Here is a 13,449-nt window from a genome sequence, read left to right on the forward strand (position 1 = left end):
AATATAATCAATGTTAATATGATAAAAAAGAGGAAGCGGTTGAATGGAAACAATAACATTGTTATAGTGGCAAAATAATTGAATGCCGGCTTAAAAAATCAGTAATTGATTTTAAGTCTGAGTTAACAGCATAAAAAAGCTAAAGATATCAACATGAAGAGTGTAGGATTTGGATGGTGTATAACTTTATTTATAGATATCTTGCCAAACTGAGAACATGAAAAAAATATTTTGCATTAATATAACTTGCAAAAGAATGGAATAGTTTATGTTGGGAATGGTTTGGATTGACAGTGAAGTGGTGAACTTGTATTTTATTAACGGAATGCTGACAGCATCAAGCCTGGATTTGAGAGACGACGGAGCTTTTGCATTTGACAATCAATGGAGAGGTAATCAAGACAACCTTTGAGCATCCGTTTTATGTAAAAGATGTGGGTTTTGTTGAAGCGGGAAAACTGCAGATAGGGGATAAGTTAGTTGATTCAAGAGGCAATGTTTTGGTGGTAGAAGAGAAAAAGCTTGAGACAACAGATGAACCTGTTAAGGTTTATAACTTTCACGTAGATGATTTTTATACTTATCATGTTGGTAATAACGGTATATTGGTTCATAATGCAAATGCAAGCAACTATGGTAAGGGAACAAATAAAGCGCTGGAGCCCCAAATAGAGAAAAAGATTGAAAAAGCATTAAAATCGCCTGAACTTGGAAAGAGACTAGAAGGCGAAGTTGTTAAAGAGTTGGGAAATGATGTTGTGAGTTTTCAAAAGAGGATTGACTTACCCTCCGGCAGATATGGTGAAATTGATGTTGAAACCTCAAAGTACATAATCGAAGTTACTACTGGAAAGTCTTCTAAGGTTCCTGGTGAGTTTGCAAAATATTTTGATTCTGCTATGAATCCAAATAATAAAGGTGTCATTTTGTTTGCACCTAATTTAAAACCTACAAAAATTCCGGGTATTGAGGCTGTTGGAGTGAAAGTTATTCAAAGTTTGGATGAGTTATTGAAATTTATAAGAAATAATTAACCAATTAACAGGGGGTATCCATTAATGTCTTCGATTATCTCAATATTTCTAAAAGAAAAAATATCAAAAGAAAATTTTTTCGATTTTTTAATACATATGGGAGGATATAAACAGAGCATAGGGAATTTAGAACAAGGCGTTTTAGAATCAGGTGATTCTACAATATGGTTATATTACCGCGGGGAAAGTTTTAATCTTGATAATGAAGAATTATTTGAACTAAATAATATAATTCAGGATGCCAAAACAGAAATAGCTATAGAAATTAGCAGTGAAGACGGAAGTTCTCTCTTGGCTAAGGATTTCTGTGAAAAAATATCGCAGCAATTTGGCACTTTAGCTTTGTATAATGAAGAAGGTATATTTTTTCAATTGAAAGATATTAACAAAGCGTTATACATTAAATAGCAAGTGATTTAAAAGACCATGTAATAATTAGTCTTGTGAACTGAAAAGTAACAAATTGTACTACCAACAAATGGCAAACTTAAAGCATGAGTAGACCAAATGTGCTAGTTTTAAATTTACAGATAAAAAACTATTTCCACGGAGGTCAAACTTATGCCTGATATAATAATAGAACAATAGAACAAAGCCAGGAGGTAATAAATTATATAAATATGCTAAAGTTGCCAGTTTCTAAAACTTTGGAGAACCATATGGCTAATAATGGTGTCAGGCATACTAACCACCAGAAAAGGAAACAAAAATATTTCTAAATGCCTATTCAAGGCTTACGTCATTCTCTTAAAACTGTTTGTGAGAATGTATTCTGCGGAAACTGCAGGTTTTCTCATAGTGGATGACTTTTTAAGTAAAGAAATAATTCTACTGAGAAAATCGAGGACGTCGAGTATTATCATTCTCACAGTAGTGGTAAGACTATGTGGTCCCATTGTGTAGTTACTTCCCGTTATAAAATCTCTGAATGCTCCTTACCACTTAACTTTAAACTTTATCTTAGAAAACAGTTCTTTGACAAAAAAGTCAAGAAGCTTTTTAAGAATAAGCAGGAGCAAACAATGCAGCCAATTGATGAATTCATGCCAGTTGCAGAAATTATGTACTGACTTGTAGATATTTGGTATACGTCAGGGAAATTGATGTTTCAAGCATTTAATAAAAGGCATCATACCATTGGAAGAATAAAATTCAGTCGTGTAATTTTACCAGAACTGATGGAATATTGAAGTGAGCTATCGGTACGATAAAAACTCATTAGAGTTTGACAAAACCAGGTTGAATCATCAACTTCAATAAAGCCTGTCTGAAGTATGGGCTTTATGGCCTATACTTTTCTTGAGTTTTTCAGGGTTTATAAAAGGAAAACCTTGGAACTTGAGAGCATTGAAGATACCATAGGGTATTTCTGCAAACAATATGTGTTCTGTAGTCGTTACTGGATGTTATTGCAGGATTGGGAATAGCAGTGGCTTTGACAGGCGGTATATTGGGAGTCATACTGGCAGGAGCATTCTGGGGAGCATTGGCTGGAGGATTGATAGGAGGAGCAGTCGGAGGAATAGTCTCTGCGATAAATGGAGGCTCGTTCCTGGAAGGATTTGCGGACGGCGCTTTAAGCGGAGCAATTTCCGGAGCGGTAACGGGAGCTGCATGTGCCGGATTGGGTGCTTTGGGAGCTGCAGTAGGTAAAGGCATCCAATGCATGAGCACACTGGGGAAAGCTATAAATGTTACGTCAAAAGTGACTGCAGCACTATCGTTCGGTATGGATGGATTTTACATGCTGGCTATGGGAATATCGTTGTTTGATCCATCCAACGCATTGGTTGAATTTAACCAGAAGCTGCATTCCAACGCGCTTTACAACGGATTCCAGATTGCTGTAAACGCGCTGGCTGTTTTCACTGCCGGGGCGGCATCGACAATGAAGTGCTTTGTTGCGGGCACGCTGATATTAACTGCGGCAGGTTTGGTTGCGATAGAGAATATCAAGGCAGGAGACAAGGTAATTGCGACGAATCCTGAAACTTTTGAAGTAGCGGAAAAGACGGTGCTTGAGACATATGTGAGAGAGACAACGGAGCTTTTACATTTGACAATCAATGGAGATGTAATCAAGACAACCTTTGAACATCTGTTTTATGCAAAAGATGTAGGTTTTGTTGAAGCTAAAGAATTGCAAGTAGGAGATAAGCTGCTAGATTCAAAAGGCAATGTTTTGGTGGTGGAAGACAAAAAAATTAAAATTACAGATGAACCTGTCAAAGTTTACAACTTTCAAGTTGATGATTTTCACACTTATCATGTTGGCTGTAATGGTGTACTGGTTCATAATGTAAAATATAATGATGGTTCGAATAAGATTAATAAATGGGTTGATGAAGAAGGAAATATAATATGGCCTCCAAATAGAGGCTTCGACGGTGAACCGGTGAAAGTAACGTTGGAGCCGGGAACGCGAATCGATAGGTATGGCTATGAAGGAGGTACATTTGCTTCGCCTGTGGGAACGCCGTATGACTGTCGTTCTTTAGCACCGGGAACGGAAACTAAACCATATAATGTCTATGAAGTTGTCAAGCCGGTTGAAGCACTAAGCGGCAAAATAGCACCATGGTTTGACAAGCCCGGTGGAGGAATACAATATGAATTTAGTCAGTCAATTAAGGAAATGTTGGAAGCAGGAATACTAAAAAGGGTGATCATAAGATGAATAAAAATGATTTAAGGAAAATGTTGACCGATAGCAATATACCTAAAGATACATACTCTTTGGACGGCGGTTTGCCGAATGAAGCATATTGCCTCAATCAAAATGGGGATAGATGGGAAGTTTATTACAGTGAACGGGCTCAGAAGACCGGATTAAAAATATTTGAAACGGAAAGTGAAGCATGCGAGTATTTCTATAATTCATTAGTTCAGATGTTAAAGGACATGGGCGTATTATAATTACAAGTTATCTGTATAGGTCATACAAGTTTTAACCGGTATGACCTATACATGATTCGGTTTACGGAGCTCATCCGATTATGCCTGAGGGAAGCTGATAAAATATGCATTTAATTGACTTGGAGATTTCCAAAATACAATCCATAAGAATATATTTGCCATGTAAAAAAGAGGATATAAAGCCATTTGATATTGTGTCAATAGAATATATAAAAGAACAAATAGAATATGATTTATATGTTGATGATTTTGCAACAGAAGCGATAACATCGTTGAAAAATCAGCTGAAAAAAGCGTTGAATTTTGAGTTGCAGATTCAAAACGAATATATAAATAAAGGGATTGGGTATTACTATAATATTTATGTAAATAAATTGTGGACAACTGATGCTCAAAGCCTTGTTGATCCATCACGAAATTTTAGCCTTTGGTCAACTCCGACACATATAGGTATTGAAACTATCATTTATAATGTTCAAAATAAAATATATATTGAAATATCTCCTATCTACAAATGGAATTGCGATTATCCTGATGATGAAAAAGAATATGAAACTTTTGATGATTTTCTAAATAATTACAGGCCGATTGGAATTGTTGCTATTGATAAAAGTGCTGCTATAAAATGGTTGGAGACTTGTAATGAAATAATAGAAATATTCAAAGCAAATGACAAAAAGTGACTTCTTGTTTGCCAAGGAAGGTATGGTGATTATGATATTTGGTGACCATACAAATTTCTGATTATTGTATTAAAAGTAAATGAATGGAATAATGATGGAACTTTTGATAACGGTATTTTAATATTCTGTATTGACGGCAATTTTTCCCTAAAGAGATTGTTACATCAACGCTAAGTTATGAGGTTCCGCTTCTTAAGAAAAATCTTAAAAAGGTTACTGTTAATAAGGAACTATATAGTATGCAAAAAAATAAGGCATTTGCTGAAATTTATAATATGACGTTTCCGAAAGACATAGATGTTGATAACGATTATCGTTTTGATATAACACCGCAATCATTTGCTGACAACGATTGCTATTAATTTTTTTAAATTTTAAATTTTGAATTTTGAATTTTGGGTGGTTGAACCGGCGCAAATTATACACAATGGCATTGCTAATGGCTGAAATTTGCGGTCGTGAATGAATTCTTGATTTTCAGTCATAAATGTAATATAATATTGGCAAGTATAGGTAGAGTAAGATTTTATTGAATTGCATGGAAAGTTATATGTTACGTTTAACATGGGAAGTTTTTTGCAGTTAAGGGGGGATAGCGGTGGCAGTAGATTACAGCTATCTTTATGAAAGAGCAAAAAGCAGATATTATGAGGCTTGTTCTGAGATTACCAGTTGTCAAAATCAAATAGATGATTTGAAAAAGCAGCGTCAGCAAAAAATTAATCTTATCAATCAGTTGAAAACTGATATTAAAAACCATGAAGATGCTCTTCAAAAAGTAAAAGAAATAATCAAGAGTGAAACGGATTTTAACAATAGGGTTCAGGATATTTCCAGTAAAACCGGCCAAGCGGCTGTTAATTATACTGCTATGATTGAGTGTAGCAATGTAGTTAATAAAAATTTAAATGAAGTCTATGGCGATGAAATGTCAAATACAAAACGAACAATAAATGATATATTTACAAACCTTAAAGCAAAAAGAAGTGAGTTGGAAGCTAAAATTATAGATTTAAAAAACCGATTAAAGCAAGCTGAAAATGAATTGAATGAAATAAATAGCAGAATAACTGCTACACAGTCCCGTTTGCAAGAATGGACATCTGTTAAAACGCAAGCTTCATATGACATGGAATACTATAGAAGAAAAATGAGTCAAGCAGTATAACATATGATATGATATAACATATCAATTAGATTGTTTTGCAAAAAATTTGAGATTAGAGTTTTTGTGGAATTTTCATTTAAAGCGGGGAAATTGCGTTTAAAGGAAAAAAATGTTTTATTTTAACAGCAGGTTTCAGCATCCTGCATAGAATTTAGACAGAAAATAAATAAAACACACATAAAATTTAGTGAAATCCTACTTGAGATAAAGATAAGACAAAGAGTCGGAATACATGCTGAATAATTTGGGGAGATGAATTTTACATCAAATCTTGATACTATCCCTACCAGGTTTAATCTTAGCAGACAAGAACAAAAGATATGCAAAAAAATAGAGTCTGATTTTATATTATTTATTTATATATTAGAAAAGTTGCTTTTTTCTTTGGTTTGATTGGATTATATATTGCATGCGGAAGATTACCCTATTGAGGAAGAACTTTGCGGAGGTAACTTATGAATGTAAATGTAAAAGATATAATAGCCGATTCGCATCTGGCTTTTCTAAACCAGGAAAACGAAACGGCTTTGAGATTGGCGAAACAAGCAATATTACTGGCGCCGGATAACCCGGACGCATATAAATGTGCCGGAAACGCTTGCATGTCATTGGACCGTTATGATGAAGCCATTGAATACTACAGCATGGCTGTCAAAAGTGATCCGAGGAACGGCAACAGGTATTATGACATTGGTTTTGCTTTGGCTTCTGCTGAAAAATTTTCCGATGCCTTGAAAAACCTTGCCAAGGCTGAAGAGTTGGGATGCTCCCCGGAAAATTTTGTTCAGCTTTACAACTTGCTTGGTATTCTTTGTTTTGATATCGGAAGATACGATGATGCCCTTGTGAACTTGAGTAAAGCAGAACAGCTTATTGGTATTGACGTTGACATTCTTAAGCGTAAAGCCATTATATACGGTATTAAAAACGATATTAGAAATGGGCTGATGACAGCAAATCAAATTAAACTGGTTGCTCCGTCTGAGTATACCGGTTACCAGATTGCATTCAAGCTGTTGGTTCAGGCAAAGCGTTTGGATGATGCACAGAAGGAGCTGGAGAGGGCGCAAAAATATGCAGTGCCAACGATGGATTTCTATTTTGACTGCATGACTCTTGAACTTGAAAAATATAAAATAGATAATGATAAAAAGCATTTTGAAACTGCTCTTGGCATAATTGAAGAAGCTTTAAAAACAGTAAAACCGACGGTAAAAGAAGTAATTGAAAGTTACATTAACGCCGCTGAGATATATCTTCAGCTTGAAGATGCCGACAGAACCATTGAATGTCTTAACGCGGCACAAAATCCCGTTTGGGCTTATAACAACGGATTTGATGTAATTGTAAAAACTTTCGAACCTGTTACCCTGACGGAGTATGACGTCGAAGATATGATTGAAGCCGACAGGCAAAAAATAGAGGAACGGTTTGGAGATTATGGATTTGAGGAAATGGTTGAGAGTATTGAACCTGATGAAGAAGGTAACAGGGATTATCTGACTGTAATCGAAGACGAACTGCAAAATGATGTACAGGACGACACAGTAGTATATAAACTCGATAAATCCGAAAAAGTTGAATATTCTTCTGATAATGTAGACCAGATAAACAGGCTTTATGTTGGAGCGTATACGGTAAAGAAGGATTTTAACAAGGTCATTGAATACGCCAGGAAATTGCAAACCAGTGAAAATACATATAGTATTTACATGGGCAAATATGCTGAAGCGAATGCGATGAAGGAACTTAGGTTGCCCGATTTTACGTCAAAGTATGAAGAGGTAATCAAATTCTTTAGAAACGCCATGATTAAAGATCCAACGGATTTAACGGCTGTTACTTTCCGCGTCCAATGCTATATTGACATTGGGCGGTATGATGAAGCCGAACAGCTTTGCGGCCTTTTAACAAAGGAAGTAAGGGATTCATTGATGGAAAAGATTAAAGAAGCGAAGTCCGGAGGTGAATAATATTGGGATTAAAACAAGATATAGTCCTTGATGATATGGCTTTTCATACGGCATCATCTGAGATGAAAGCATTAAAAGAAAGAACTGAGGCACTTAAAACAAAGCTTAAACAAATGTATAGAGACATGACAACAGCATTAGACACTCCTGCAGGCAGACAACTTGAAATGACTGCAGAAGACGTTCTGATTAAACCTATTGACGATCTTTTGCTTGTAATTCAGCATGTTTCCGATACTCTAACCCAGATAATCGGGACAGGCTATTATAAAGATATTTTTATTAAATTTGAACAGCTTAATGAAAGTATTAAATTTGATTAATTTAAGGAGGGATATTCCATGGCAATGGGAAGTACAGGTACTGTACATATGACACCGGAGATGTTGCAAAATGCGATGAGAGTTATTGATGAGTACAAAACAACTACAGACGGCCTTAAGTCACAGTTGGATAATGCAATCAACACTTTGCTTTCCACCAGTTTCAGCGGCAGTGCGGCGGACGGTTTCAAATATTTCTATGACAATGTTATTATACCTGCTATTGGCGAAGGCTTGGGCGGTCTGCTGACTACATTGAATGATATTATGGATGGAATATTAAAAGCTATACCGGGCGAAAACGCTTTGGACGATCAACTTGGAACACAAAACAGACAGCAGCAATAAATAAGGAGGGATAGATAATGGCTGGTTGTAGAATAGTTAACGCAGGCGTGCTTGATTCGATAAGTGAGATTAGAAGAATTGCCGGTGAATATGAAAAGGCTGGCGATGCGTTTATTTCAAATTTAAATAATGCCCTTAGCCAGATGGAAGGCGAAACAAAAGACGCGCTTGATGCTTTAATTAATTCCAAAGTAAAAGAGTTTGTATATGAGCAGTTGCCGGCTGCACTTAGTGGTATGGCCGATTTGCTTGAAGCCAACAGGCAAAACTTTGAGGATGTTGATAAACAATTGGCGGATAGCATAAGTAACGGCTAATTATACATAATGAGATTAGATTAGCCCTAACCATTACTGACGGTGTGGTTAGGGCTGTAATTGGATTTTTTTGTATGAAAGGGGCGGTTCGTTATGGCGTTTAGAATACTTAGCGATGAGGAAATAGCTTTACTTGACGATGAGCAGAGAAAACGATATGAAAAAGAATTTGCTATATACCAACAGAGGGTTGCTTTTGTTGAACAACTTGAGGCTTATGAAAATGTCCGTATTTCGCCATATGAACCTAAATTAAAATCAATTACGGTCATAGAAGGAATTGAAATTAAGCCTTATGTTAGTCCGAAATACACAATGTCTGAATGTGAGCCGGTAGTGAAGCCCAAGCTGCAAATTAAACCGTTTGAATCCGGAGAGCCAATTGTGCCTGATTTGCCTGAAATTTCAAAACCGGTGGATTTCAATATTAAATACACAAAAAAAGAGGAAAGTATTGAGCCGCAATTACTATACGTTAACAAACCGGTTGTTCCTGAGGCACACTTTAAGAAGGTAGAAAAAGAATATACTGATTTGCCTGTGGTTCCAAAGATAAGCATTGTGAATAAGTCTTACAAAGGGACGGCAGAAGTTAAACCGAATTTGCCGGCTGTCATAAAACCTGAGACTCCAACAGATTTTTCATTTGAAGCGGCAAGTTTTAATTCTTCTGACATAAAAGCAGGTATACCGGATGTTTTTGTGCCAAATATAGATTTAAATCCTTTTGTTATGCCGGAAAAATCTTCATATAGTTTACCTCAAGTGTGCGTTTGTCTTGCAGAGGTAAAAGACTTCAAAAAGCCAGAACAGAGAGATACTGTGCTGCCTAAGGTAGCCAAGCCCTATGTCGATGTTAATTATTCCAAAAATGGAAAAACGATTCAGACAAGTTTACCTGAATTATTCAATATATCTAAAGTTGAAATAGCATTTAAAAAACCTGAGAAATCTAATGCTGAAATACCGGTAGTTGTAAAACCGAATGCAAATGTCGGTAAGTTTAAGAAAACGGAATTAAACAAGGTGGAATTGCCTAGAAAATCCAAACTTGATATCCAAAGAATGTCCTTTTTACAGCCCAAAGTTCAGTCTTCTGCTTTACCGGAAGTTAAAAGATCGGAATGGAAATTACAGGGTTTTGAAAAAACAGAACTTCAGGCTCCGGTTTTACCGTCAATTGCCAAATTGGACAGCAATATAAAACCTTTTGAAAAACCTGAGCATAAAAACCATGATTTACCGGTAGTTGCAAAAGTAGATATTGTAACAAAGGACTTTAAGCGAATGGAAATAACAAAGCCGGATATTGTTTTTGATGCTGTAGCTGTTGTACCGCCGAGTATTAATGCCGGTTCGTTAGAAAAGATTGAAAACAAAGCTGTCGGGTTGCCGCACAGAGTTGTTATAGATGTTCCTGATGTTTATGAAGAATTAGAGCAGCTATTGCTGGCAAAAAAGAATGAAAATTAAGGAGCTTTGGAAGGAAAAGACCTATGAAAAACAATGAGATTATGATTTCCGTAAAATTTGAAAGCGATGATTTTTCTGATGAGTTGTCTTTCCTTGTCATAAAAGATATTACTCTTAAAGCACTTATTGAAGCTATATACTACGGGTTGAAAAAAGCAAAGGGGTATGAAAAGCACTTTAATCTTGTTGATGAATATTTAAAAACCCGCAAAGAATTACAAGTATTATACAATTCAAAAGGGGATTTTAACGTTATTGACTTTACAGAAGGGGTTGACGGCACAAAAATATTTAATAAAAAATTGGACGAACTTGGATTTGTAACGTCAAGTTGTATTTTGTTTACAACCGATACTAAAGTTGTGCCTTCACCGTTATTTGACAAAAATGAAAGAAGTTATATATTAAAATCCGGAAATTCCCTGGAATACAATATAAGCACGAGGCGTTTAAATGTTATTGAGCCTTCGGTAATTGAAATTATTCCGCCCGGTGAAATGCCGAAGAAAGATAAGTCCTCCTTTATGGATATAATTATTCCTACTCTTTTATCCACCGGTGGAATGTTAATGGCCCGCTATCTTATTATTTTGTTTGCGCCGAGAGCAGCAAGCATGGGAAATACTATGCTTTTGTTGTCTGCAGCCATGGGAGTGGTTGCTCTTGTAACTTCTACATATAATTTTATGAAGCAAAGAAACAATTATAAAAGGATGTTAAGGTTTGGGAGGTAAATTATGAAAATTACATTCATAGAATAATTAATAGAATAAAAGAGTGGCAAAAAAGCGATATAAAATACCTAAACAGTGTATATCCAAACATGGATACACTGTTTAAGAATACTGCTGAAATTCACAGCAGCATTTTTTCACGTTCACAGAATGATAAAGACTTTATGGTTGTATCCCTTGGAATGTCGGATGAGGTTAAGCCTCTGTTTGAGATAAAAAGCGAGAAAAAAGACCATATATTTTACGATATATACTACAAAAAAATCGGTGACAGGATAGAAATACTGATTCCGTCAAAGAAGGACGAAAAAAGACGCAAACAGTTATCACCTGCTGAAAGGGCGGAGGAAGATAAGAATAAGTTTCTGCTTACAGATTTGGCTTATAATTTTGCCAATAAGGATGGCGATATCGGTTTTAAATATTTAAGAAGCGATGACGGAAGCAAACCGCCGCTGTTGCTGGATTTGAAGTCTTGCGGTGCTTTGGGGGTAATTTCCGAAGACATTCAAACCTCAAGGAATTTCATTCAGCATATTATATTTGAACTTTCATATTATCATTCGCCGGAGGATTTACAGTTTGTGTTTTTCTTCGAACCGGAAAATGACCCTGCGAAGCAAAATGAAATTCTGCAAAACTATAAATATTTGCCTCATGCCAACGAACTTTTTGATGGGATTTCCCAGTTTGTGTTTGACAAGGGAAGTGCCGGTGTCGTTTTCGGTCAGCTTCTTAGCGCGATGAACGAGCGTGTTAAATCAAACAACGACAAAAATGAGGCCGTAAATCCAAATCAAAAGTTAACTCAAATTGTCTGTATTGTCTTTTACGACTACAACATTAAAGAAACCGGTTTTTCAAAGTTTCTGCCGGAGGTACCCAAAGAAGGGGAACCTTATGTTAACTCCGACGGGCTTACTTTCATTTTCATACAGCCTGTGAAGGATAAACTGCCTAAATATTGCGGTAATATTGTTGAAATTCACAAAGACAATCCGAATACCAGAAGATGCAGCTTGCGTTATAATATTTTAAGCAGAGAAACTCTGAATGTTTTAAGCGAGGGAGAAGATGACACATCCAAAGCCAATGACACAGATAAATTAATTGAATATAAGCATTTTCAAAATGATTACATATTCAATGCGGAAAAGTATAAAGAAAAATTCGATCGTGCGTTCAAGCAGTTAAGTGCCATTTATTATACAAGAATTGCTGAAAACGGTAAGGTGCCGTCAATGGTTACCTTGTTTGAACTTTATGGCTACGATTCGGAAAAAGTTCAAAAAGGTGAAGTGAAGAAAAGCATACTGGAAAACTGGAAAGACATAGAGAAAAATGATGTTACCCGAAGCCTTGGCGTACCAATAGGGAAACACGAACATGGTCCCATATATCTTGATCTGCATGAAAAAGCGGACGGACCGCATATGCTTGTCGCCGGAATGACAGGTTCGGGAAAATCCGAGACAATAATAACCTTGTTGATTGGTTTGTGCATGAAGTTTTCTCCTATGGATTTAAACCTGATACTTGTTGATATGAAAGGAGGAGGCTTCTCCGACCGGTTGGGGGATTTGCCTCATTGCGTCGGGGTTGTAACAGACACTGCCGGTGAGGAAGAAGGAACTTCTGCGGCATATATGCTAAAACGCTTCCTTGAATCTCTTAATGCGGAGATAAAGAGGCGTAAGCTGGTGCTTTCAAGCCTGGGCGTTGATAATATTGACGCGTATATTCGTGCGCTCCGTATTATCAGGCAGATAAAAGAATTGGAAGGCAAGCCCGGTGCGCAAGAAACAATTGAAAAGTTGAAAAGAAAGCTTAATGACAAGCAGCTTAAAGCGTTAAACAAGGATTTGGAGGAGTTTTCTTATCTATCCCACCTTATTTTGGTAGTTGATGAGTTTACTGAGCTTAAGCGATTTTCAAGCGAAAGCAGCGATACGGACTTTATCGCTGAGATTACTACGATTGCACGTGTCGGACGAACTTTGGGCTTTCATATTATTCTTATTTCTCAGAATATTGAAGGTGCAATTACCGATGATATCAGGCTAAACTCCAAAGCAAGGATATGCCTTAGAGTTGCAACCAAGCAGGCGTCGAAAGAATGATAGATAGTCCGGCTGCGGCTGCACCGACAATGCCTCTGAACGGTCGTGCATATTTGCTTGTTGGTACGGGTACAAGATTTGAATATTTCCAGTCAGCCTATACCGGTGCCAACAAAAACCTGAACATTGAACCTCCGGTGGTGGTTACGCAGGTTCCGAATTCAGGCAGATTTAATACGGATTTTTATTCATCCAGAAAAGATAATGAAAGAGAAAAGAAAAAGAATGAAAACATTAATGAACATGATACCCAGCTAAGATATATATGCAACACAATAATTGAAATAAGCAGAGACATGGAAAAGCCGCGTCAAATATTTTTACCGCCGCTTCCGGAGAAAATTTTTGATGAGACTAAAT

At 36.5% G+C, this 13,449-nt stretch carries 13 protein-coding genes and 5 pseudogenes; all 18 read left to right on the top strand.

Features of this window, described 5'->3' with window-relative positions; all coding sequences use genetic code 11:
• Nucleotides 1-268 precede the first annotated feature (268 nt).
• Nucleotides 269-412: a hypothetical protein gene (locus JCM21531_RS19190; RefSeq protein WP_023062624.1), complete on the top strand. Its 144-nt coding sequence runs from the start codon at nt 269-271 to the stop codon at nt 410-412.
• Nucleotides 354-1,034: pseudogene (locus tag JCM21531_RS24930) on the top strand (polymorphic toxin-type HINT domain-containing protein); the annotation flags it as partial. The gene JCM21531_RS19190 and the pseudogene JCM21531_RS24930, both read left to right, overlap by 59 nt.
• Nucleotides 1,035-1,058: 24 nt before the next feature.
• Nucleotides 1,059-1,442 carry a hypothetical protein gene (locus JCM21531_RS15645; RefSeq protein WP_003514070.1) on the top strand — a complete coding sequence of 128 codons (384 nt, stop codon included), beginning with the start codon at nt 1,059-1,061 and terminating at the stop codon, nt 1,440-1,442.
• Nucleotides 1,443-1,654: 212 nt separating this feature from the next.
• Nucleotides 1,655-2,425 (top strand): annotated as a pseudogene (locus JCM21531_RS22905) (transposase family protein); the annotation flags it as partial.
• A gap of 14 nt (nt 2,426-2,439) precedes the next feature.
• A pseudogene (locus tag JCM21531_RS15655) lies at nt 2,440-3,345 on the top strand (HINT domain-containing protein); the annotation flags it as partial.
• Nucleotides 3,346-3,429: 84 nt separating this feature from the next.
• On the top strand, nt 3,430-3,711 hold the full coding sequence (locus tag JCM21531_RS22910) for a TNT domain-containing protein (protein ID WP_243467821.1): 282 nt from the start codon (nt 3,430-3,432) through the stop codon (nt 3,709-3,711).
• Complete coding sequence (locus tag JCM21531_RS15660) at nt 3,708-3,950, top strand: hypothetical protein (RefSeq protein ID WP_020457947.1); 243 nt, start codon at nt 3,708-3,710, stop codon at nt 3,948-3,950. Before JCM21531_RS22910 ends, JCM21531_RS15660 begins: the two co-directional genes overlap by 4 nt.
• Before the next feature lie 104 nt (nt 3,951-4,054).
• Nucleotides 4,055-4,633, top strand: a complete 579-nt coding sequence (locus JCM21531_RS15665) for a hypothetical protein (RefSeq protein WP_038291236.1) — start codon at nt 4,055-4,057, stop codon at nt 4,631-4,633.
• 149 nt (nt 4,634-4,782) lie between these two features.
• Nucleotides 4,783-4,995: pseudogene (locus tag JCM21531_RS24650) on the top strand (Imm42 family immunity protein); the annotation flags it as partial.
• Between the two features lie 236 nt (nt 4,996-5,231).
• Complete coding sequence (locus JCM21531_RS15670) at nt 5,232-5,801, top strand: coiled-coil domain-containing protein (protein ID WP_038291238.1); 570 nt, start codon at nt 5,232-5,234, stop codon at nt 5,799-5,801.
• Between the two features lie 455 nt (nt 5,802-6,256).
• Nucleotides 6,257-7,774: a tetratricopeptide repeat protein gene (locus JCM21531_RS15675; protein ID WP_038291240.1), complete on the top strand. Its 1,518-nt coding sequence runs from the start codon at nt 6,257-6,259 to the stop codon at nt 7,772-7,774.
• Nucleotides 7,775-7,776: 2 nt separating this feature from the next.
• Entirely contained in the window at nt 7,777-8,097 is a 321-nt protein-coding gene (locus tag JCM21531_RS15680; protein WP_038291242.1) for a hypothetical protein, read from the top strand.
• A gap of 18 nt (nt 8,098-8,115) precedes the next feature.
• Nucleotides 8,116-8,445: a hypothetical protein gene (locus JCM21531_RS15685; RefSeq protein ID WP_038291243.1), complete on the top strand. Its 330-nt coding sequence runs from the start codon at nt 8,116-8,118 to the stop codon at nt 8,443-8,445.
• A 17-nt stretch (nt 8,446-8,462) separates the two neighbouring features.
• Nucleotides 8,463-8,762 carry a hypothetical protein gene (locus tag JCM21531_RS15690; protein ID WP_038291244.1) on the top strand — a complete coding sequence of 100 codons (300 nt, stop codon included), beginning with the start codon at nt 8,463-8,465 and terminating at the stop codon, nt 8,760-8,762.
• 93 nt (nt 8,763-8,855) lie between these two features.
• A complete protein-coding gene (locus JCM21531_RS15695; RefSeq protein ID WP_038291245.1) occupies nt 8,856-10,235 on the top strand; it encodes a hypothetical protein in 1,380 nt (459 codons plus the stop codon).
• Between the two features lie 23 nt (nt 10,236-10,258).
• Nucleotides 10,259-10,969, top strand: a complete 711-nt coding sequence (locus tag JCM21531_RS22915; RefSeq protein ID WP_243467819.1) for a hypothetical protein — start codon at nt 10,259-10,261, stop codon at nt 10,967-10,969.
• Between the two features lie 89 nt (nt 10,970-11,058).
• A complete protein-coding gene (locus tag JCM21531_RS22920; RefSeq protein ID WP_243467820.1) occupies nt 11,059-13,089 on the top strand; it encodes an FtsK/SpoIIIE domain-containing protein in 2,031 nt (676 codons plus the stop codon).
• A pseudogene (locus tag JCM21531_RS22925) lies at nt 13,086-13,449 on the top strand (FtsK/SpoIIIE domain-containing protein); the annotation flags it as partial. The gene JCM21531_RS22920 and the pseudogene JCM21531_RS22925, both read left to right, overlap by 4 nt.

The sequence above is a fragment of the Acetivibrio straminisolvens JCM 21531 genome, assembly GCF_000521465.1.
In the GTDB taxonomy this organism is placed as follows: domain Bacteria; phylum Bacillota; class Clostridia; order Acetivibrionales; family Acetivibrionaceae; genus Hungateiclostridium; species Hungateiclostridium straminisolvens.

Excerpts from the sequence above, each read along its gene's own strand:
- JCM21531_RS15690 (WP_038291244.1), top strand. The coding sequence starts at position 8,463 with ATGGCTGGTTGTAGAATAGTTAACGCAGGCGTGCTTGATTCGATAAGT.
- JCM21531_RS15665 (WP_038291236.1), top strand. The coding sequence starts at position 4,055 with ATGCATTTAATTGACTTGGAGATTTCCAAAATACAATCCATAAGAATA.
- JCM21531_RS22920 (WP_243467820.1), top strand. The coding sequence starts at position 11,059 with ATGGATACACTGTTTAAGAATACTGCTGAAATTCACAGCAGCATTTTT.
- JCM21531_RS15685 (WP_038291243.1), top strand. The coding sequence starts at position 8,116 with ATGGCAATGGGAAGTACAGGTACTGTACATATGACACCGGAGATGTTG.
- JCM21531_RS15645 (WP_003514070.1), top strand. The coding sequence starts at position 1,059 with ATGTCTTCGATTATCTCAATATTTCTAAAAGAAAAAATATCAAAAGAA.
- JCM21531_RS15695 (WP_038291245.1), top strand. The coding sequence starts at position 8,856 with ATGGCGTTTAGAATACTTAGCGATGAGGAAATAGCTTTACTTGACGAT.
- JCM21531_RS15660 (WP_020457947.1), top strand. The coding sequence starts at position 3,708 with ATGAATAAAAATGATTTAAGGAAAATGTTGACCGATAGCAATATACCT.
- JCM21531_RS15675 (WP_038291240.1), top strand. The coding sequence starts at position 6,257 with ATGAATGTAAATGTAAAAGATATAATAGCCGATTCGCATCTGGCTTTT.
- JCM21531_RS22915 (WP_243467819.1), top strand. The coding sequence starts at position 10,259 with ATGAAAAACAATGAGATTATGATTTCCGTAAAATTTGAAAGCGATGAT.
- JCM21531_RS19190 (WP_023062624.1), top strand. The coding sequence starts at position 269 with ATGTTGGGAATGGTTTGGATTGACAGTGAAGTGGTGAACTTGTATTTT.